We start from the raw sequence: 21,372 nt of genomic DNA, 5'->3' as shown, positions 1-21,372 counted from the left end.
GTGTGGAAGCAACCCAGCAATTGAGTCGGCCTATAAAGGTTCTGCTTGTAGATGATCATGAAATGGTGCGCATCGGACTTGCAGCGGTGCTTGATACCGAGGATGGAATTGAGGTTGTCGGTGAAGCGAGCAACGGCATGGACGGCATTCGATTAGCACAGGCATACAGACCGGACGTTGTACTTATGGATTTAGTTATGGATGGCATGGATGGTGTCGAGACGACAGCAAAACTGCTCGAGCTGTACCCGGAATGTAAGGTAATTGTATTGACGAGCTATTTGGATGATAGCAAGCTCTACCCTGTTATTGAAGCAGGCGCATTCAGTTATTTGCTGAAGACGTCGCGAGCGACCGAGATCGCGGATGCGATAAGGGCCGCTGCTCGCGGACAATCGGTACTGGAGTCGCAGGTAGCAGCTAAAATGATGAATCGCTTCCGGCAGCCAAAGCAGCAGGAGCAAGCTCCGCTGCATGATGAGCTGACTGAGCGCGAGATGGATGTATTGAAGCGGGTTGCACAGGGACGCTCCAATCAAGAAATTGCCGACGAGCTGTTTATAGGTGTGAAAACAGTGAAGTTTCATATTACGAATATTTTTAATAAGCTTGATGTGGATGATCGCACGCAAGCAGCCATTTATGCACATAGACAAGGAATTGCCGAATAAGTGTAGGACTACTGCTTAGCGGATATCGATAATACTTTTTGGTATAGCTGCTCGATATCATCTACATCGATTACTGGGATGGACGGGGGAACTATTGTTCCACTGTTGGCATCATTCCAAACCGCGGCTGCAAGAGGGTTGGGTACGCTGTGGAGCAGCTCGGAATCATCCGCAGTTCGAATCATAATGATTTTTGGGTAGGAGGCATCTTTGAATCCTTCGATAAGAATTACGTCGGCCTCGTTCATTTGTGAAATTAACAGCTGAAGCGGTTCGGCATGCTGTTTCATAATGGCTGTACGCTTTGAGGATGTGATAGCTGTTATATCAGCCCCTGCCTCTTGATGCCTCCATGTATCCGTTCCTGGTGTATCGATCTGAAAATCATGCGCGTCGCGTTTGATTGTCCCAACTTTATATCCTGCTTGTTTGAAGCGTTCTGTTAGCCGGCAAACCAATGTGGTTTTGCCGGTATTTTTGTATCCAACAATTTGAACGATTAATGGCATGGGCTTCTCCTTCATGGCGCTTGATGACCGTAATTGCCAATAGTTTAACATACATTGTAAAATGGATGCTGAACAAGCTGCCGAAGGTTACGTAAGGCGGCGAGATGAGCGGAGGTTGAATATGACTGAGAGTGGCGAAGCGAGCGGAAGTAGGGATAAGGCTGATCGCGTTGAGGCGAGTGGGAGTAGAGATATGGCTAATCGCGGTGAGGCGAGTGAGGGCATGGATAAGGCTGATCGCGGTGAGACGAATGAGGGCATAGATAAGGCTGATCGCATTGAGGTGAGCGGAAGTAGGGATAATGCTAATCGCATTGAGGCGAATGAGAGGAAACAGATGAGCCGGTTCAAACGGCAGGCTGTGAAGGTGGAAGAAGCGCAGCAGCGGCTGCTTGCTGCTGCGGATGGGCTAGCCCTCGGCAGCGAGCTTGTGCCGCTGCGGGCTAGCGGCGGCCGATGGCTTGCGCAGACGATAGCTGCGACAAGCGACTGGCCGCCCTTCGCGCGCTCGGGCCTCGACGGCTACGCCGTGCGCGCGGCAGATATCGCGTCAGCGTCGCCAGGTACGCCGGCGACGCTGCGCGTGGTTGATTCGGTTGCAGCGGGCGAGCTCGCCCTTGCGACCGTGCAGAAGGGCACTGCCGTGCGCATCATGACTGGCGCGGCTGTGCCTATGGGGGCTGACGCGGTCGTCATGCTTGAGCAGACCGCGGAAGCGATGCTGGCTGATGGCTCGCCGGCGGTGCTGATTAAGCACGCCGCCGCGGCAGGCCAGCACATTGCGCCCCAAGGCGAGGAGTTTCGCCTTGGGGGCGTTTTGGCTTGTCCCGGGACGCTTGTGCGACCGGGACATATTGCGCTGCTAGCCACCTTCGGCTATGCCGAGGTGGCGGTTGGCAAGCGCCCGCGCGTAGCGATATTTGCGACCGGCAGCGAATTGCTGGCGGTCGAGGCTCCGCTGGCGGCGGGGCAGATCCGCGACAGCAACAGCTTTATGGTCGCTGCTATGGTGGAGCAGAGCGGCGGAGTAGCGGTTATGTGCGGATCATTGGAAGACAAGCCTGATGCTGTTGAGGCTGCTTTGGCGAGTGTATGGGATGATGTTGATTTGATTGTCACAACAGGCGGTGTATCTGTAGGGGACTTTGATGTCATGTCAGACATCATAAGGTCGATAAAGAACAATAGTGTATCTGGCAGCGAAGATGCAAGCCGAGTGTTCTTCGACAAAGTTGCGATGAGACCGGGCAGTCCAACGTCAGCGGCAATGCTTAACGGCAAGCTGCTGCTCGCCTTGTCCGGCAATCCCGGTGCTTGTTTTGTTGGATTTGAATTATTCGTTCGTCCGGTGCTGCTGCGATTGCAGGGAGCAAGTGAAGCATTGCCTCGTAAAGTAAAAGCAAAACTGCGGACAGCTGTGAATAAGCCAAGTCCCCATGATCGTTTTGTGCGCACAACACTCATCAGCACGGAAGATGGAAGCTTGGATGCTGACCCGCTAGCCTATTCCAAATCGAGTATGATGGCTTCCATTCCGGATGCAGAAGGATTAGCAATCATTCCGTCAGGCTCGAGAGGAGCAGAAGCGGGTGATATCATTGAGGTCGTTCTTATCCCTTAACATGGAATTTAGTGAAAATAAAGGTTTTTATTATATAAAACGGGAGGATATAGTCGGTACGGAGCCGAATATATCACTTACATAGAGTGACAAGAAGCAGCTTTGCGAACGTGGCATGCCCTTTCGGATTTAACTTTAAAGGAACCGATTCAAGACTAATCCAACATATGGAATTGGCGAGTAGGTTTGCATAGAACTGTAGTAAGCAGCGTAAGGAAGAGTTGATGTTAGAGGTGACTGGAGCAGATCAACGGCCTTATGCTGCTCGGCATAGGTAAGTGCATATTTTATGCCAGTAAGCATACCTTCTGATCCAAGCATTAGCCTCTGCATACGGCTGGAAGAGTACGACAGCTTTTGTTTTTGCTCCATATGGATGGAAGTTGGCAGCAAACTCTTGCTGATTTCGTTCTGAACAGAAATAAGGCTAGCTGTTCGATCTCTATTTTCTGATGAAATGCTATAGGTAGAATCCGCAATCCACTTGCCGTCTGTTGTACTGCGTCGCAGTCCGATCTCCTCCGCTGCGGGATGCCTCAAAGCCAGCTCAATACTTTCCCACAGCTCTGGTTTCAAATCATCAGCATGTGCTCTGTAATGATCCTCCAACTGATTGAGCATTGCAGTAAGGCGATGCAAACTGCCTGCAATTGGCTTGTCCGTGTACAATTCGTTACTTAATTGCTTGTTTATCTGCTCGATGTCGTACTGAGCTTGTTTAGCCTTATTAAGCCAAGAAGCAGCACTGTTAGCAGCTTGCTGGAAATCGCGCGTTAAGCTCTTGTTATATTCTGGGGCTTGCTGAGCTTCGCCATCCCGATAAGGATAATAAGCATAAGGGCTAATGGCTTGTACGGTGGAGTATGCATAGGATCGTTCAATGCCTCGAATGGAACGTATCGATGTGCTCATTAGAAAACTCCTTTCTCACTCCATTGGTATATGTTGTGTCAGCGTACTATACGGTGATTAAAAAGACTGGCGAAAGCTGTCAGCAGCATCAATAAAATAAATAAGCGGCGCATCTCCGCTGAGCTCGCCGCTTTGCCATTTACAGCAATAGAAACAAGAATGCGATTGAAGCCAAATCAAGAGCGAGCGCGTCGCCCCATGGATAATAAGGCCGTTCTCCATAATAGTAAGGATCATAAGGGTAAGCTTGCGTTTGAACTTGCGTTGAAGCGGATTTATGAGCCATCTCTTTTTTACCTTTACCGCCTTTTTTGTTTTTTGAAACTTGCGGCTTTGCATTTGCGGTCGCGGCTTCCGTTTCGCCGGAGCCTGCGTTTAAATGCAATCTGCCGCTTTCGCAGGAGCTAAGTATGCCAAAGTGGCGCATGCCGTCATTCATAATCACACATACTGGATACCCGCAAAAACGACTGACGACTTCTTCGTGCAATGGATAAATGCGTTCCATTTGCTGATGACACCTCCAAAGTGTAATGGGAATAAAGCGCTTGAGCGTGTTGTTTTGGCATTTTGCTATGAGAGGCTAGACTCAAAGCATTTATTCCAGCATTCCTGCAACCAGTGTATTCACCTACAGGCAAACGTGTATGGATGTTTACCCATTTGGAAGAGGACAGGAGTGAATAATAATGTATATTCCGAAAAACACACCTCCCGCTCGCCACCGTATGTCAGCAAAGCAGCGAGCCAAACAAACGAAGGTTGGAATCATGCTAGCGATGCTCGTGATTTTGATATGTGCAGCATGGGCGATGTGGCAGGCCGACAGGGAACCGAAGGAAGCAACTTCAGCGGAACAGCTTCTTCAGCATGATTTGGGAGAGCTGTGGTTATGGAGCGACGACCAAATGAAAAGCAGCTCTGAGGGAGCGCAGTGGTCGATTCGATGGAATGTAACGGGCAAGGAAGGAGCCATGGAGGAGCTTACTCAGCAAATGTTTTCACAGGAACCGGGAAAAGCTAGCAGCATACTGGTGCAGAACCAGAATGAGGGCAAAACAGTCACTGGCGTTATCCCGTCATACGGCGGACAAGTTTCAATTAGTCTCACGCAGATCGACAGCAATGGCGAACAGCTTATGGTTATATTGGAAACTAAGCCAACAGAAATGACCAAAAAAAATAAGCTGCTGCAAGTGACAGCAGAAGTTTCCGCACAGATCGCACGTATTTCCCCTGCGTTTACGACGAGTATGAAAGTACAAGGTTATACGAAAAATAGTCAAGCCATTGAGCGTTTGGTTAGGCTGACAGATGCCAAAGCAGTGGATCATTATGAAGATAAAGGCACGACAAGCGACATGTTTTATACCCGAAAGCTGCATTCAGCCATCACCGTTGAAAATGGGAAAACAGCCAATCTTCAAATCGCTTTGCATAAAGAGACAAATTCAGATCAAACGGCATTGACGATCGGTGTGCCTGTCATTACGGGTGAATACAGTGCCAATGCGACGGCAAGCCCATAGATGGGTATACTTTGATTAGAATTAGTAACGGATCTTATCAGTATTTTTTATGACATGTTGAATAGCGAATTAAAGTTGAATATGCTAAACTACATATCATGTAAAGTTGTATAAAAATACATAGGGAAAGAATGAGGCAAATGACATATAATAATAATCTTGAATCCGTCTCTGCAGAAGGTGCTGTATATTACCTCTTCGGAGCAACGGGCGATTTGGCTCGGCGCAAGCTGTTTCCAGCCCTTTTCAGTTTATATAAAGAAGGCAAGCTCACGGAAAACTTTGCCGTCGTTGGTCTAGCAAGACGTCCTCGTACGAATGAACAATTTCGTGCTGACCTTTATGAATCTATTGTAGAGTTTTGTCGTTACAAAGCGGACGATGCTGAACTTTGGAATCGTTTTGCAGAACATTTCGTATATATGTCACTCGATATTAACGATGTAGAAGGCTTCCGCGAGCTTAGCAAATTGTCTGAGCAGCTTGACGTGAAGTTCAACATTCCCGGCAACCGTCTTTTTTACTTGGCCCTTGCGCCTTCACTTTTCGGTCCGGTATCATTCAATTTGCGCGACGGCGGATTGCTTGAATCAAACGGTTGGCATCGCGTCGTAATCGAGAAGCCATTTGGCTACGATCTTCCATCGGCTCAGAAGCTGAATGAACAGATTAACCAAGTGTTTAAGGAAGAAGAAATATACCGTATCGATCACTATCTAGGCAAGGAAATGGTTCAAAACATTCAAGTTATTCGTTTTGCTAATGCTTTTTTTGAGCCTTTGTGGAATAATAACCATATTGCCAATGTTCAAATTACATTATCCGAAACGGTTGGCGTTGAGGATCGCGGAGGCTATTACGACAAATCGGGAGCTTTGCGCGACATGGGTCAGAACCATATGCTGCAAATGCTTACGATGATTGCTATGGAGCCGCCAAGCCGCTTGCACGGAGAAGATATTCGTGATGAGAAGGTAAAGGTGCTTCGTTCACTGCGTAATTATACGTCCAGTGATGAGGTTCGCTCGCACGTCGTACGCGGTCAATACAGCGAAGGCAGCCATCATGGCAAAGAGCTTATGGGCTACCGCCAAGAGGATTCTGTTGGCGAGGACTCCACGACTGAAACTTATTTTGCTGCCAAAGTATTAGTGGACAACTTCCGCTGGGCTGGCGTGCCTTTCTATATTAGAACGGGCAAACGTCTACCTGTAAAAACAACGGAGGTCGTCATCGAGTTCAAATCGATGCCGCAAAATGTTCTATTTGCGCAGCGTCATGATTTGGCGCCGAATTTGCTCGTTATTCGCGTAAACCCGCTTGAGGGCATATATATTAAAGTAAACGCAAAGACACCTGGTCAAAACAATTCGGTACAGCCAGTCGCCATGGAGTTCTGCCAAAGCTGCCAAATCGGCTTAAATACGCCTGAAGCGTACGAACGCCTCATTCATGATGCGGCACGCGGCGACTCCACTTACTTCACTCGCTGGGATGAAGTTTCCCAAGCATGGGCGTTTGTGGATCGAATTGCACAAGCATGGCGTGAAGATAAAAGCGATTTGAAGCTGTATCCAGCGGGATCATGGGGTCCAGAAGCTGCGGATGAAATGCTAAAAGAAGATGGTTTMCATTGGTGGCCGGTTAACGGACAAGAGGAAGATAACGTCATTTGGGTTTCGAACAGCGGGAAATAATCGCTGCCGCATACCTTACGTAATGAAGGGAAGACAAGCATGAGCCAATCGTTAAGTGAAGAAATTAAACAGGAAGTAGATAAGCGCCGCACATTCGCGATTATCTCTCACCCGGATGCAGGAAAAACGACCCTCACTGAGAAGCTCCTCCTATTCGGAGGAGCCATTCGGCTTGCAGGGTCAGTTAAGGCGCGCAAAGCGAGCCGTCATGCAACATCCGACTGGATGGAAATTGAGAAACAACGCGGTATCTCGGTAACGTCCAGCGTAATGCAGTTCGATTATTTGGGACATCGCGTTAACATTCTTGATACGCCTGGTCACCAAGATTTCAGTGAGGACACATATCGTACGCTTACCGCAGCCGACAGCGCCGTCATGCTTATTGACGTTGCCAAAGGTGTCGAGGCACAAACGATCAAGCTGTTCCAGGTTTGCCGCAAACGCGGCATTCCGATTTTCACTTTTATTAACAAGCTGGACCGTGAAGGGCAAAGTCCATTTGAATTAATGGAGGAGCTTGAGCGTGTCTTAGGCATTCGCGCTGTTCCAATGAACTGGCCAATCGGCATGGGACGTGAGCTTTGCGGTGTTTATGACCGAATGAAAACACAGGTCGAGCTTTTCCAAGGAAATGACCACTCGACAATCGAGGTTCGTCCCGTTAGCGATTATAATGATCCTGTTATTCGTGAGATGGCTGGAGATTATTTAACAGATCAGCTTATTGGTGATCTTGAGCTGCTGGATGTCGCTGGTGATCAATTTGATTTTGAGAAAGTGCAAGCGGGTGAATTGACGCCTCTTTTCTTCGGAAGCGCGGTTAATAACTTTGGCGTGCAAACTTTTCTAGAAAACTTCCTTCAACTAGCTCCTAAGCCGACGTCGCGCAACAGCACGACAGGTCAGATTGAACCGACGAATGAGAAATTTACGGGATATGTTTTCAAAATTCAAGCGAATATGAACCCGGCCCATCGTGACCGAATTGCTTTCCTTCGGATTTGCTCCGGCAAATTCGAGCGCGGAATGAGCGTTCGTCATGTGCGTAATGGCAAGGACATTAAGCTTGCGCAGCCTCAGCAGTTTCTAGCGCAAGACCGTGATATCGTGGATACGGCGTATCCGGGCGATATTATCGGTTTGTTTGATCCAGGCATTTTCCGAATCGGCGATTCATTATCACAAGGCGGCGAAGTTGTGTTCGATGAGCTTCCAACGTTCTCGCCTGAAATTTTTGCTAAAGTAACCGTTAAAAATGCGTTGAAGCACAAGCAGTACCAAAAAGGCATTGATCAGCTCACGGAGGAAGGCACGATTCAAGTGTTCCACTCCACAGGCAACTTCGACGAGACGATTCTCGGCGTTGTTGGTCATTTGCAATTTGAGGTATTTGAGCATCGAATGAAAGCGGAGTACGGCGTAGATATTCAATTGCACCGGATGCAGTTCCAATTTGCCCGCTGGATCGTTGATGATAATATTGACCCTAGCAAATTCCGAATCAATACGACGCTCGTAAAGGACAAGAAGGGCAACTTTGTCGTCTTGTTCGAGAACGAATATGCGATGCGTACGGCAGTAGACAAGAATCCAACGTCTAAGTTTCTGGAAACTGCGCCTTAAGGGTAGGGATATAGGCACGTTTAAAGCATCCTCGGCCAATCGCGCAGCAGCGCTTGCGGCTGGGGATGCTTTTTATATCCATCTCCTTGAATTTCAGTGCTAAAACGAATCTTTACCCGTATAATAAATGGATAAAAAACGATAGGTGGCTAGTCATTCATGAAAACAATCATGTTCACCGGGGGAGGCTCAGCCGGACACGTTACCGTTAATATGGCCTTGATCCCGCATTTTTTGGAAGAGGGCTGGTCAGTCCAATATATCGGATCGGAGAGCGGTATTGAAAGGCAGCTTATCGCAACGATTCCAGAGGTTAAGTATTTTCCGATATCGACGGGAAAGCTGAGAAGGTACATGGATATTCAGAACATTAAGGACCCGTTCAAGGTAGTAAAAGGCCTTTATCAAGCTTATCGCCTCATTAAGCAAAATAAACCGAATGTCATCTTCTCCAAAGGCGGATTTGTATCCGTACCTGTCGTTATTGGCGCATGGCTAAACAAGGTGCCGCTGCTTATTCATGAATCCGATCTGACGCCAGGTCTCGCGAATCGGTTATCGATCCCTTTTGCTACAGGGGTATGTACGACTTTTCCTGAGACGGGCAGCATGCTGAAGGCTGATAAAAGCAGGCATGTAGGAGCAGTTATACGTGAGGAAGTGAAGCAGGGCAACGCGGATAGAGGCAGAACCTTTTGCGGATTTACCAAAAACAAACCTGTCATCTTGATTATGGGTGGAAGCTTGGGTGCACGCAAAATTAATCAGGCGGTCAGACAGTCATTAACAAGCCTTACCAAAAGCTTTCAAATCGTTCATCTCTGCGGTAAAAATCAAGTTGACCCGTCGCTTGCTATGCCTGGCTATAAGCAATTCGAATTTGTGAATGAGCAATTGCCGGATGTATTGGCGATGACGGACCTTGTGATTTCACGAGCAGGCTCTAATTCCATATTTGAGTTTTTATCCTTAAAGAAGCCGATGCTGCTTATTCCTCTAACACGGGAACAGAGCCGAGGAGATCAAATTTTGAATGCCCAGTCGTTTGAGAAATCGGGTTATGCCGACGTATTGTATGAAGAGAAGCTGACGGCAAGCACTCTTGTTGAGAGTGTCGAGCGTTTGTACCAAAACCGTAAATCCTATATTGATAGGATGAACATGAGTGAGGAAGCAAATGCGCTGTCCGCTGTTTTTGAATGGATTAATGAAATAGCGAAGAAGTAGGTAACTGCAAGAGACAACGAGAAAAAACGATCTGGGACGCCGATGCAAGCGTTCTGGATCGTTTTTTTGTAATGAGGGCAACGATAGAAAAATATGCAAAAAGTTTATTGACGCTAAAACGTTTTCATGCAATAATGTACGCGTGTACATTAAAATGAAATGACAACTTAGCATATTAGTTTTTCAGGAGGAAAATGATTATTAGCAGGAAAGAAGTTGCGAAACTAGCTGGTGTTTCAGAGGCGACTGTTTCGAGAGTGATGAACAGCGTCGGCCCTATCAAAGAGGAAACGCGTGAACGTGTATTACAAGCCGCGGCTGAGCTTGGATACGTACCGAATGCGCTTGCTCAGCAATTTGCTCGAAGGAAGAGCGGGAATATTGGCGTCATATTGCCATTCGTGCCAAAGGTTCATTTGTTTTCCACTTACTATTTTTCGGAAATATTAAGTGGAATTGGTGAAACAGCGAAGCGCTGCGGCTATGACCTGCTTCTTATTTTTAGAGAACCGGATGGGGCGAGAGATTACGCTAAGCTATTTCGCACGCATAAGATTGATGCTTGCATCGTTTTAGGCTCACAAAATGTGCCTGAAGAAAGAGCCGCCCTTGCTGAGCTGAAGGCTGAAAACTTTCCTTTCTGCCTTGTGAATCAGCGGTTTGATGCGGAGCATTATCGTACTGTCGATGCTGATCATGTTTCAGGCAGCAAGGCAGCCGTATCGCATTTGTTGAGTCAGGGCAGCCGCAGTATTGCTTTTGTTAACGGCCCGCTGCAATATTCCAATAGTGCCGATAGGCAGGAAGGCTACAAAGCGGCTCTAATGGAAGCGGGACTTGCTTATGAGCCTAGTCTAATCTATCACGGTAATTACAGCCGAAAGAGCGGAGCGGAGCTCGCGGAGCAATTGGCGGAACAAATTAAAGAAGGCAATATCGATGCGGTATTTGCGGCTAATGATCGAATGGCAATCGGCCTGATGCAGCGCTTGCGGGAACTGGGAGTTGAAGCTGGCGAGCATTATGCGCTAGTTGGATATGATGACTCAGACGGCTCGCGCATCATTAGTCCAAGGCTTTCAACCGTTGCTGTTCCTTTCTATGAAATGGGTAAGCTTGCAGCTGCTAGATTGCTGGACCCGGATCAGAAAACGGAAACGTCAGATTCACAAACAGATGTTTTACCGGTCAGCCTGATCACAAGAGAAACGTCAAGACTCAAACGTTAAATCCTGAATACGAGTTTTTCTGCTCCATTCTATTTCAATTGCGGGACGCGATCTTATCGCTAGAGGCAGCATAAGGCGTTTACGCTTAAGAGAGGCGGATTATTATGGATAAAGTAAAAGTTGGCATGGTTGGTTATAAGTTTATGGGGAAGGCACATAGCAACGCATACCGCGCGCTTCCGATGTTTTTCCCGAATGCGATTAAACCGGAGATGACGGCCATTTGCGGACGTGATTCAGAAGGTGTTGAGCAAGCACGGTCACAATTCGGCTGGGAAAGTGCTGAAACGGATTGGAATGCGCTCGTTAACCGCGAGGATATCGACTTAATCGATATTAATGCACCAAGTGATGCACATAAGGCTATCGCTCTAGCAGCAGCGGCAGCTGGCAAACATATCTTTTGTGAGAAGCCGCTGGCGCTTACGCTTGAAGACTCCCGTGAAATGCTTGATGCTGCAGAAAAAGCAGGCGTGAAGCATATGGTAGGTTTTAACTATCGATTTGCACCTGCTGTACAGCTTGCCAAAAAATTGGTGTCAGATGGCAGGCTCGGTGAAATCTATCATTTCCGCGCTGTGTTTTTGCAAGATTGGATTATCGATCCGAGCTTCCCGCTCGTATGGCGTCTTCAGAAGGAAATTGCAGGCTCCGGCTCACATGGTGATTTAGGAGCACATTTGATAGATATGGCGCGTTTTCTCGTTGGAGAATTCAATGAGGTTATCGGCATGAGCGAAACTTTCGTTAAAGAGCGTCCGATTGCTTCAGCTATGACAGGCCTTAGCGCAAAGGGAAGCGAGGGTGGACCGCTCGGAGAAGTAACAGTGGATGATGCAACCATGTTTATGACACGCTTTGCTAACGGCGCGCTGGGCAGCTTTGAGGCGACTCGCTTCGCAGCCGGCCATCGCTGTACGAACGCTTTTGAAATTAACGGCAGTAAAGGAAGCATCAAGTTTGATTTTGAGCGGATGAATGAGCTTCAAGTTTATTTCACCGATGATGCCGAGGATGTTCAAGGCTTCCGCCGCGTACTTGCAACCGATCCATCGCATGCGTATATGGACGCTTGGTGGCCAGCTGGACATACCATTGGATACGAGCACACGTTTACACATGAAATGCATGAGCTGATGCAAGCTTTTGCTGAAGATCGTCAGCCCGTTCCGAACTTTGTAGATGGCGTGAAATGCCAAGAGGTTCTGGAGGCGGTAGATCGTTCGATTGCAGAACGCCGCTGGGTAGCAATTAGCGAATTATCGTAAGCCATATAGGGTATTAGTTAGGAGATTACTTAGCGCTTGGAGAGAGGCAGGAGAAGGTAATGAAAAAAGCACTAATCGTATGGGGCGGCTGGGATGGACATCAGCCGAAAGAGGTAGCTGAAATTTTTCGTGAGGTGCTTGCAGCTGAGGACTTCGAGGTAGAGGTATCCGATACATTGGAAGCATTTGCAGATGCAGAAAAACTGTTGGGACTTGATCTCATCGTACCCGTATGGACGATGGCACGGATCGAGCAGAAGCTTGTCGATAATGTATCTGCAGCTGTTCAAAGCGGCGTAGGTTTGGCAGGATGCCATGGCGGAATGTGCGATGCGTTCCGTGAAAATGTAGACTGGCAGTTTATGACCGGCGGACAATGGGTAGCTCACCCAGGCAATGACGGTGTTGAATACACGGTTAATATTAATAATTCATCCAGTCAGCTGACAGAAGGAATTGAAGATTTTGTTGTCAGCTCTGAGCAATATTATTTGCATGTGGATCCGGCAGTTGAAGTGCTGGCGACAACACGTTTTCCGCTGACACCGGGACCGCATTCCCTCAACAAGGCAGTCGATATGCCGGTTGTATGGACGAAGCGCTGGGGTGTTGGACGCGTATATTACAACTCGCTTGGTCATCAAGCTAATATTATCGAGATTGAAGCGGTGAAAGAGCTTATGAGACGCGGCTTCTTGTGGTGTGCGGAAGGTAAAGCAAATGCGCTGGCAGCAGGCAAAACAGCTTCTGCTTATAGCGGTATGGCAGATAATCAGTTGTAAATCGCAATTATAATAATCTTAGGATATGAGAAGAGGGACAAGAGATTATGGAAAAGATCAAAGCAGGCATTATAGGAACAGGCAATATTAGCGGCATCTATTTTGAAAACGGCAATCGTTTTGATGCCTTGCAGGTTGTAGCTTGCGCAGATTTAGATGTGGAGAGAGCCAAAGCAAAAGGCGAGCAGTTTGGCGTTCGCGGTTGTTCGGTTGAGGAGCTGCTTGCTGATCCGGAAGTTCAAATGATAATCAATTTGACGATCCCACAAGCGCATGCTTCGGTGTGCTTGCAAGCTCTTGAAGCAGGCAAACATGTTTATGTTGAGAAGCCATTTGCAGTTACTCGTGAAGAGGCGCAGCAGGTACTTGAGCTTGCTGAGAAAAAAGGTCTTTATGTTGGAAGCGCGCCGGATACATTCCTTGGCGGCGGCATCCAAACGAGCATTAAGCTGCTTGAGGACGGATGGATCGGTACGCCGATTGGCGCGACTGCATTCATGGTGTGCGGCGGGCATGAATCATGGCATCCGGCTCCTGAATTTTATTATCAAAAGGGCGGCGGCCCGATGTTTGATATGGGGCCATACTATTTAACCGCGCTTGTAGCGCTTCTTGGACCGATCACTCGTGTAACGGGTTCGGCACGTATCTCTTTCCCAGAGAGAACGATTACAAGCAAACCGAAATACGGCCAACAGGTAGAGGTTGAAGTACCAACTCATATCGCTGGAGTAATGGACTTTGCGTCTGGTCCAATCGGAACATTGCTCACAAGCTTTGATGTGAAAGGCGGCTCAACGCTTCCGCGAATCGAAATATACGGCAGCGCGGGCACACTTCTTGTCCCAGATCCAAATGGGTTTGGCGGACAAATTAAAATTTGGCGTGCGGGCTCAAATGAATGGTCAGATATTCCGCTTGCATACGGATACACAGAGAACGCTCGTGGTGTCGGTGCAGCAGATATGGCCAAAGCGATTCAAACCGGTCGTAAGCATCGCGCTAATGGCGAGCTTGCTTATCATGTACTCGAAGCTATGCATGGCTTCCATGACGCGTCGGAACAAGGCGTGCATTATGTTATGAAAAGCACTTGTGAGCGCCCAGCGCCATTGCCGCTTGGTTTGCAGCCATTCTGCTTGGATTAAGAAAGGCTGAAGAGCATTAACGGCTAGAATGTAAAGTCATTTTAAAAAAGAGCTGTCCCAAAAGTAGATGTATCTACGATTGGAACAGCTCTTGCTTTTTTGATGAAACATAGGCCGGACGATGTTCTCACTTTAACAATCTTATAGCTAACGAACCCAGCAGGTCTTATTCAAACCATTCGTAATAGATTTAAATTGTAATGAACTACAGAATCGTTATTTCGAGAAAAATAGCTCGGAACACCATGTATATCATGATATAACGTTTATCAGGTTCGTTAAAATGAAAGAAGAGTCGTTTTCTGCATAATAAGTATGATACAGTTCGCTAGAGAAATGATTAAGTTATTATGCAATGTCGGCGAGACCAATAATTKAATCCGCCGGGAATAGCCTTTGGTGTACTATTTTTTCATGCTCTCCAACATTTTGTCCAAAGTGAGCTATTGATCCATCGATCTGAATATTTTTGAGACAGCTTCTTTCGAATGTTGGCTATTATTTTATCCAAGCGGCAACCTTGTCAGGATTTTGCTCAACCCAAGCTTTAGCAGCTGCTTCTGGCGTTTCGCCTTCTTGGATTTTGATCATAACGGAAGCCATATCATCTGGCGTCCAATTAAACTGATCGAGGAATGCATAAGCTTCAGGAAGATCATCCTTTAGGCCTTGACGGGCGATTGTATGAATCTGTTCATCTCCGCCATATACATTTTTAGGATCTGCCAAATATTTCAGCTCCATCTTGGCGAACATCCAGTGCGGTGTCCAGCCTGTCACAACAATCGGCTCTTTGTTAGCATAAGCCTTCTCAAGCTGCTGAGTCATCGCTGCGGAGGAACTTTCAAGCAGCTTCCATTTATCTCGCAGATTATATTGATCTAATACTTTTTCTGTCGACATCATAAGACCAGCACCCGGCTCAATACCGATAATCGTATGATCTACTTCTGCGCCAACGGCATCGTTAAGCTCGTCAATGCTGTTAACATCCATATATTTAGGGACGACTAGACCAATTTTTGTTCCTTCAAGATTTGGTCCTAGATCATCAAATTTACCGTTATATTTTTCGATGTACGATGCATGTGTTGTAGGAAGCCATGCAGCTACCATCGCATCTGCACTGCCGTCAGAAATACCAGCCCACATAGGCCCCGCATCAACTTGCATCATATCAACTTTGTAATTAAGCTTCTGCTCAAGTACTTCCTTCACAACATACGTGCTTGCTATCTCAGAATCCCAAGCCACATAAGCAAGCGTTACTTTTTTCTTTGCGCCTTCATTGTTCGAAGAGCATCCAGCGACTAAAGCCATGGTCATAACAGCAGCAACAATTACACTCATTTTATTAAATTTCAAAAAATCACTCCTTAAAGTTTGCGCAGCAAACTAACATCGAAAGCATACGCTTAAATTTTGCGCAGCAAAATACTTCGTAAGCATGCGCTCAAATTTAACGCAGCAAACTAGCATTGAGCATGCGCTTAACGTTTATAAATTAGTTTAAGTGGTTTTGCTTTTACGAATAATTTGTTGGGTCAGTCGGTCTAAAATAATGGCTAATATAACAATGGCAAGACCAGCTTCAAACCCAACGCCGGTATTTCCTTGCGTCACTGCACGATATACATAAGCTCCTACACCTTGAGCACCAATCATGGATGCAATGACAACCATCGATAGTGACAACATAATGGTCTGGTTAATGCCGGCCATAATGGTTGGCATGGCAATAGGAAGCTGCAGCTTGAATAATTTTTGCGTTGGCGTAGAGCCGAAGGCATCTGCTGCTTCTACTAATTCGGCAGGGACTTGGCGAATGCCAAGATTCGTTAATCGTATCGTTGGCGGGATTGCAAAAATAATCGAAGAGATCACGCCAGGAACAACACCCAAGGAGAAGAACGTTACAGCTGGGAGCAAATAAACGAAGGCTGGCATCGTCTGCATAAGATCAAGCAATGGTGTAATGATTTTTTGGAAATTGGTGTAGCGAGCACACAAAATTCCAATAGGAACGCCAATCAGCACGGATATGAAAGCTGCAGTCAAAACGAGGGCTAGTGTCTGCATTGTTTGGCTCCATAAGCCGAGGTTTTCTATGATTAGCAATCCGATAAGTGTGAATATTCCCATTTTCCACTTGCCGATAAGCCAAGCCAAAATAGTGAATATCAAAATAAGCACTAGCGCTGGAAACCAATTGAGAGCGACATCCAAGCCATTTACAGTTTCGCCGACAACTGTGCGTATTAATTTGAAAAAAGGGTCGAAATGAGCTTCAAACCAAGCTTCCAGCCATTCGATCCAGTCAGCTAATGGGATTTTAGGTAGATTCAATACGTTCACCAGCCTCTAATACGGAATTTCCAGCTAATGCGGCTAGAACCGCGCCCTTGATGACGATGCCTTTAAGGCGCCCGTTTGCATCAATAATGGAAATGGGGAATTTCGAATTACTCATTAATTCAAACAACTCATTAAGCAGCGTATCCGGCTGTGCGAATGGTGCTTCTCGCTCCATTGCATCTTCAAGCTTTTGGCCGTTTTTAATTGCATTCGCTGCTTCTTCTGCCGTTATAACGCCAAGCAGGCGCATACCTTTGTCGACAACGTAAAGGCTCGATACTCCGCGGTCACGCATAAATTGCAAAGCAACACGCGGACCTTTCTCGATGGTTATCGTTTCAGGTTTAATCATGACATGTGATGCTGTAAATACTTTGGATAAATCAACGTCCTCGACGAAACGCTCAACATATTTGTTCGCTGGCTGCATCAATATTTCTTCAGGTGATCCAATTTGGACGATGCTTCCGTCCTTCATCAAAGCGATTTGATCACCGATCCGCAGTGCTTCGTTTAAGTCATGGGTAATGAAAACAATTGTTTTCTTCATTTTGGATTGAAGCTCAAGCAGCTCATCCTGCATATCCTTCCGAATTAAAGGATCGAGTGCGCCAAATGCTTCATCCATAAGCAGAACATCCGGATCGTTAGCAAGTCCTCTTGCGAGTCCAACGCGCTGCTGCATACCGCCGCTTAATTGGTCAGGATAGCTGTCTGCCCATCCTTTCAATCCAACAAGCTCTAGCGAATGCATCGCCATTTCTCTGCGTTTTTTCTTATCGATGCCCTGTACCTCTAGTCCATATTCAATGTTTTGAATAACGGTGCGATGCGGAAACAGTGCGAACTTCTGAAATACCATACCTACATTTTTTCTTCTAAATTGCCGCAGCTGCTCTGGTGACATCTTAAGTACATCTGTCCCGTTAAACAGGACTTGACCTAAAGTAGGTTCAATTAATCGATTGAGAAGACGTACAAGTGTCGACTTACCGCTACCCGACAAGCCCATAATAACAAATATTTGTCCCTCTTCAATCGAGAAATTGGCTTGGTTCACCCCAACCGTAAGTTTTGTTTCTGCAAAAATTTTCTCTTTAGACCATCCTTTATCCAGCAGCGGGATCGCCTTTTTCGGATCTGTTCCGAAAATTTTGGTCAGCCTCTTGGCTTCTATAATCGCCATGTTGTGCCCCCTTTGGAATATTTCGACTCCCATAAGTTTAGTTGGTTATGTTTGTTATGGTCAAAAGGCGTGAGACTCTGTATACTACGTACAGTTATAACTTTACGAACTTTACATACTGTATACTCTGGATAACTCCCTTTTTCGTATCAAACGTGTTCTTTACATATGGATGGTCATTTGATTACAATAATTGATGTAAGAATGATAGGGGAAAGACACTCCTCAGGAGGAACGACATGAATGAGCTTGCAGCATTAACAGATGAGCAGCTAAACAAGCTGCATAAAGCAAGGCGCCGCGTCATTGAATCAATTGGTGAAAACATGGATTTGTACGGCATTACGTTATCCATTGGTCATTTGTACGGCAATATGTACTTTAATCGTGAGCCAGTTACACTTGATGAGATGAGCCAGACGATGGGCATGAGCAAGACATCAATGAGTACTGGCATGCGTACGCTGCATGATCTGAAGATGATAAATAAAGTATGGGGTAAAGGCTCAAGAAAAGACTTATATGAAGTAGAGCCGAACTGGCATCAAAACTTTACGGACTACTTCTCCATTAAATGGAGAAAAGCTGTCGAGCAAAATATGAGTGCCCTAAACCGATCAATGAAGGAAATCGATGCTCTAAAGCTTCAATACGAAAGTGAACAAGCTTTCCTGGATGTGCTTGATAATGATACACAAAAGATTGATGAGGCTTTAAAATATTACAAATGGCTGGATCGTTTAATCGATTCTTTTGAAAATGGAGATATTTACAAGCTAATACCTCTTGAAGAATAAAATGAGAAACGAAAGGCAACGCTTCTTGCCTTTATTATGCTTCAAAGCCGCGAGGAATTATTCTTGCGGTTTTTTTGCTTGTTTCGAGCATAATATAGAAGCTTTGGATCTGTATAAAAGAGGAATTAATGTATTTTTTACAAATATCAAGGATCTAACTCCTAGGTATGTTTTTCTAAGTAAAATATGGTAAAATCATTACAATCATTTTAGTGCGGGGGAAGTGTATATCGATGGATAATCGCATGAGAGCTAGCACTGAGCCTATGATCATTACGAACGGAAAGATCGTTTTGCCTGGCCAAATGGCTGATGGGGCAATTGCTATTATCGATGGGCGAATAACTGCTGTGCTGCACGATGAATTGGCAATCAGCAATTGGATAAAGCTGCACCCCCAGTCTATAAACATAGATGCGAAGCAGCAATACATACTTCCAGGTCTAATTGACATTCATTGCGATGCGATTGAGAAAGAAGTGCAGCCGCGTCCCAATACATTGTTTCCTTTGGATATGGCATTGCTGGAGTTTGAACGGAAGCTTCCGGTGCATGGCATAACTACGATGTATCATTCATTATCGCTTGGCGTAGGGCTTAGTTTGCGAGGAGATCATTTGCTAACGGGGATGATTGAGCATATTAACAGCTATCGCAATAAACGATCGATGATTCGCAATCGTATACATTTGCGCTTTGAGGTTTCACATCTGGCAGGTATGCCCATTGTTGAAAGGTTCTTGAATGAGAAAGCGATTGATTATTTATCGTTTATGGATCATTCACCCGGGCAAGGCCAATATCGTGAACACGGCTCATTTGAGCGTTATGTAATGAAGAATCAGGGTGTAGGCGTTGTAGAGGTACGTGCAATTGTTGATAATCTCATTCAGCAAAGGCAACTGGTAAACGGTGATCATTTGAAGAATCTGAGCAAACTTGCAGCTGAAGCTGGCATAGCCGTTGCCTCACATGACGATGATTCGGTGGAGAAGGTAGATGAGTCGCTTGATTATGGGGTTTCTGTCTGTGAGTTTCCAATTAATATGGTTACGGCAAAATATGCTTCTAATCGAGGGCTTCATGTTTGTGTAGGTGCTCCTAATGTTGTAAGAGGCGCGTCTCATGACAACAATTTAAAGGCGGTTGACGCAATTGCTGCTGGTGCTGCCCACATTTTATGCTCAGACTATCATCCATCTTCTATGCTGTCAGCTGTGTTTAAGCTTGCAGATGAAGGGATTGCCGCTTTGCCAGCTGCGGTACGGATGGTCTCATTACATCCAGCGCAGGCATTGGGCGTGGATGGTGACATTGGTTCCATAGAGCTTGGCAAAGCAGCGGATTTAATTATTGTGGATCGTTATGATGGCCTGCCTTGGGTAACAGCTACCATTATCGRAGGCCAAATTGTTTATTCTGCAGCTGTGCGTTACTGAGACGGATTAGCATGCTCAGAATGATGAAGATGCCTATATAAGGAATCAACCATTCGCTCTTGCTCTAGCTCAGTGGATTGCTGCCAGATCATCTCAAAAAGTACACCAAGCCCCGGCAAAGCACGCTCATCCGCGCCAATTGAGTCTTCAATTACTTCTGATAGATCTTTCGCAGAGTTATCCTGCACACGCATAACGATTGCTTGACGCAGATCAATTTCTTTCAAACTAAACAGCCTCCTGCCCATTGGGATTTACTTATTTACTATGTCCAGTGCATGCTTCTTTCATCCGAATGAGCAAGCTATGGTATACTGTCTAAATAACTGCAGCAATCATCCGCGTAAGGAGGATTATGTATCGATGGCAAAGAAGCAATACGCAGTAATTGGAATGGGGCGTTTTGGCTCCAGCATTGCAAAAGCTTTGACAGATATGGGCTTTGAGGTATTAGCTATTGACTCGAACGAACAGCGAGTACAAGAAGTCGTTAATTTTGTAACTCATGCAGTATCCGCTGATTCAACGGATGAGGAAGCGCTTCGAGCGCTCGGTATTCGGAATTTTGATGTTGTCGTCGTTGCCATAGGACAAGACATTCAGTCAAGCATTTTGACGACGCTCATTTTGAAGGATTTAGGAGTAAAAACGTTAATCGTCAAAGCTCAAAACGAGCTTCATGGTAAAGTTGTAGGCAAAATTGGTGCCGATAAGGTCGTTTTCCCCGAACGGGATATGGGGCTGCGCGTTGCACATCATCTTGTGTCGCCTAACATTCTTGATTATATCGAGATATCAGACGATTACAGCATCATTGAAATTAAAGCTCCCGAGCCAATGATTGGACAAAGCTTGAAGAAGCTCGATATTAGGGCGAAGTATAAATGTAATGTTATGGCTATCAAAACAGGCTCTACCATGAACATCGCTCCATATGCGGACGATTTAATTGGCAGGGATGATATTCTTGTTATTGTAGGTAAAAACTCAGATCTAACAAATTTAGAAATTGCATATTCGGAAGGTTAAATCAAACTATGAATGAAAATTTTGATTCTTTGCTATCATCTGTACAAAATGACAGAGTCAAGCAGTGGGCATCGCTGCTAGACAAAAAATACCGTGATCGCAGCGGCCAATTTCTGATTKAAGGCGTTCATCTCGTATTGGAAGCGCTGAGAGGTACAGCTAAAGTAACGACGATTGTTTATGATGCAGAACGTGGTATTCCCGCAGAGCTTAAGCTGGAGCGAGAAACGAATGATACGGAGGCAACACTCGGTTTGGAGTGGGTTCAAGCTTCACGATCGGTCATGTCAAAATGCACAGGAACGGATACGCCTCCGCCTGTATTTGCTATTTTGTCAAAGCTGTCC

Annotated in this window: 21 protein-coding genes; 14 read left to right on the top strand and 7 right to left on the bottom strand. The window is 46.1% G+C overall.

Going from position 1 to position 21,372, the window contains the following annotated elements:
• Nucleotides 1-20 precede the first annotated feature (20 nt).
• The gene (locus tag AC1DSE_RS12810) at nt 21-671 is read left to right on the top strand and encodes a response regulator transcription factor (protein WP_076271056.1); all 651 of its coding nucleotides are present in this window, start codon (nt 21-23) and stop codon (nt 669-671) included.
• An 8-nt stretch (nt 672-679) separates the two neighbouring features.
• Here the strand turns inward: AC1DSE_RS12810 and mobB are convergent, their stop codons facing one another.
• Nucleotides 680-1,180, bottom strand: coding sequence for a molybdopterin-guanine dinucleotide biosynthesis protein B (mobB, locus tag AC1DSE_RS12805; RefSeq protein WP_477511592.1), 501 nt, complete (start codon nt 1,178-1,180; stop codon nt 680-682).
• 121 nt (nt 1,181-1,301) lie between these two features.
• Here mobB and AC1DSE_RS12800 point away from each other — a divergent pair, with 121 nt between their 5' ends.
• On the top strand, nt 1,302-2,801 hold the full coding sequence (locus tag AC1DSE_RS12800) for a molybdopterin molybdotransferase MoeA (RefSeq protein ID WP_477527748.1): 1,500 nt from the start codon (nt 1,302-1,304) through the stop codon (nt 2,799-2,801).
• 135 nt (nt 2,802-2,936) lie between these two features.
• Here the strand turns inward: AC1DSE_RS12800 and AC1DSE_RS12795 are convergent, their stop codons facing one another.
• On the bottom strand, nt 2,937-3,713 hold the full coding sequence (locus AC1DSE_RS12795) for a hypothetical protein (protein WP_441879393.1): 777 nt from the start codon (nt 3,711-3,713) through the stop codon (nt 2,937-2,939).
• A gap of 139 nt (nt 3,714-3,852) precedes the next feature.
• Nucleotides 3,853-4,221, bottom strand: coding sequence for a hypothetical protein (locus tag AC1DSE_RS12790; RefSeq protein ID WP_477511590.1), 369 nt, complete (start codon nt 4,219-4,221; stop codon nt 3,853-3,855).
• Between the two features lie 181 nt (nt 4,222-4,402).
• On the opposite strand from AC1DSE_RS12790, the gene AC1DSE_RS12785 reads away from it, so the two are divergent.
• The 8 genes from AC1DSE_RS12785 to AC1DSE_RS12750 all read left to right on the top strand — a co-directional run bounded on the left by AC1DSE_RS12785 (nt 4,403) and on the right by AC1DSE_RS12750 (nt 14,219).
• Nucleotides 4,403-5,242, top strand: a complete 840-nt coding sequence (locus tag AC1DSE_RS12785) for a YwmB family TATA-box binding protein (RefSeq protein WP_477511589.1) — start codon at nt 4,403-4,405, stop codon at nt 5,240-5,242.
• A gap of 140 nt (nt 5,243-5,382) precedes the next feature.
• Nucleotides 5,383-6,939 carry a glucose-6-phosphate dehydrogenase gene (gene zwf, locus AC1DSE_RS12780; protein WP_477527747.1) on the top strand — a complete coding sequence of 519 codons (1,557 nt, stop codon included), beginning with the start codon at nt 5,383-5,385 and terminating at the stop codon, nt 6,937-6,939.
• Between the two features lie 39 nt (nt 6,940-6,978).
• Complete coding sequence (locus AC1DSE_RS12775) at nt 6,979-8,565, top strand: peptide chain release factor 3 (RefSeq protein ID WP_441879385.1); 1,587 nt, start codon at nt 6,979-6,981, stop codon at nt 8,563-8,565.
• A gap of 159 nt (nt 8,566-8,724) precedes the next feature.
• On the top strand, nt 8,725-9,792 hold the full coding sequence (locus tag AC1DSE_RS12770; protein WP_441879383.1) for an undecaprenyldiphospho-muramoylpentapeptide beta-N-acetylglucosaminyltransferase: 1,068 nt from the start codon (nt 8,725-8,727) through the stop codon (nt 9,790-9,792).
• A 194-nt stretch (nt 9,793-9,986) separates the two neighbouring features.
• On the top strand, nt 9,987-11,021 hold the full coding sequence (locus AC1DSE_RS12765; protein ID WP_441879381.1) for a LacI family DNA-binding transcriptional regulator: 1,035 nt from the start codon (nt 9,987-9,989) through the stop codon (nt 11,019-11,021).
• 104 nt (nt 11,022-11,125) lie between these two features.
• A complete protein-coding gene (locus tag AC1DSE_RS12760; RefSeq protein WP_477511587.1) occupies nt 11,126-12,289 on the top strand; it encodes a Gfo/Idh/MocA family protein in 1,164 nt (387 codons plus the stop codon).
• 59 nt (nt 12,290-12,348) lie between these two features.
• On the top strand, nt 12,349-13,071 hold the full coding sequence (locus AC1DSE_RS12755; protein ID WP_076270996.1) for a ThuA domain-containing protein: 723 nt from the start codon (nt 12,349-12,351) through the stop codon (nt 13,069-13,071).
• A 47-nt stretch (nt 13,072-13,118) separates the two neighbouring features.
• Complete coding sequence (locus tag AC1DSE_RS12750; protein WP_179089922.1) at nt 13,119-14,219, top strand: Gfo/Idh/MocA family protein; 1,101 nt, start codon at nt 13,119-13,121, stop codon at nt 14,217-14,219.
• Nucleotides 14,220-14,717: 498 nt separating this feature from the next.
• Here the strand turns inward: AC1DSE_RS12750 and AC1DSE_RS12745 are convergent, their stop codons facing one another.
• The 3 genes from AC1DSE_RS12745 to AC1DSE_RS12735 all read right to left on the bottom strand — a co-directional run bounded on the left by AC1DSE_RS12745 (nt 14,718) and on the right by AC1DSE_RS12735 (nt 17,760).
• A complete protein-coding gene (locus AC1DSE_RS12745) occupies nt 14,718-15,584 on the bottom strand; it encodes a glycine betaine ABC transporter substrate-binding protein (RefSeq protein WP_305953912.1) in 867 nt (288 codons plus the stop codon).
• 144 nt (nt 15,585-15,728) lie between these two features.
• Entirely contained in the window at nt 15,729-16,565 is an 837-nt protein-coding gene (locus AC1DSE_RS12740) for an ABC transporter permease (RefSeq protein WP_076270998.1), read from the bottom strand.
• Nucleotides 16,552-17,760 (bottom strand): quaternary amine ABC transporter ATP-binding protein, encoded by a 1,209-nt coding sequence (locus AC1DSE_RS12735; RefSeq protein WP_441879374.1) that lies wholly within the window; start codon nt 17,758-17,760, stop codon nt 16,552-16,554. The genes AC1DSE_RS12740 and AC1DSE_RS12735 overlap by 14 nt, the downstream gene beginning before the upstream one ends.
• A gap of 239 nt (nt 17,761-17,999) precedes the next feature.
• Here AC1DSE_RS12735 and AC1DSE_RS12730 point away from each other — a divergent pair, with 239 nt between their 5' ends.
• Nucleotides 18,000-18,557 carry a GbsR/MarR family transcriptional regulator gene (locus tag AC1DSE_RS12730; protein ID WP_477511585.1) on the top strand — a complete coding sequence of 186 codons (558 nt, stop codon included), beginning with the start codon at nt 18,000-18,002 and terminating at the stop codon, nt 18,555-18,557.
• Nucleotides 18,558-18,790: 233 nt separating this feature from the next.
• A complete protein-coding gene (locus tag AC1DSE_RS12725; protein ID WP_477527746.1) occupies nt 18,791-19,996 on the top strand; it encodes an alpha-D-ribose 1-methylphosphonate 5-triphosphate diphosphatase in 1,206 nt (401 codons plus the stop codon).
• Here the strand turns inward: AC1DSE_RS12725 and sspI are convergent.
• Nucleotides 19,990-20,223 (bottom strand): small acid-soluble spore protein SspI, encoded by a 234-nt coding sequence (gene sspI / locus AC1DSE_RS12720; protein ID WP_144376885.1) that lies wholly within the window; start codon nt 20,221-20,223, stop codon nt 19,990-19,992. The two genes, AC1DSE_RS12725 and sspI, sit on opposite strands and share 7 nt — an antisense overlap.
• A 79-nt stretch (nt 20,224-20,302) precedes the next feature.
• Between sspI and AC1DSE_RS12715 the strand changes: the two genes are divergently transcribed.
• Together AC1DSE_RS12715 and AC1DSE_RS12710 are read left to right on the top strand one after the other, a co-directional pair.
• On the top strand, nt 20,303-21,025 hold the full coding sequence (locus AC1DSE_RS12715) for a potassium channel family protein (protein WP_076271060.1): 723 nt from the start codon (nt 20,303-20,305) through the stop codon (nt 21,023-21,025).
• A gap of 8 nt (nt 21,026-21,033) precedes the next feature.
• A partial coding sequence (locus tag AC1DSE_RS12710; protein ID WP_477527745.1) for a TrmH family RNA methyltransferase occupies nt 21,034-21,372 on the top strand: 339 nt, incomplete at its 3' end.

The sequence above is a fragment of the Paenibacillus sp. 01L418 genome (genome assembly GCF_056400045.1).
Note: the sequence above shows the minus strand (reverse complement) of the source record. Positions and strands in the feature narration are given on the sequence as shown.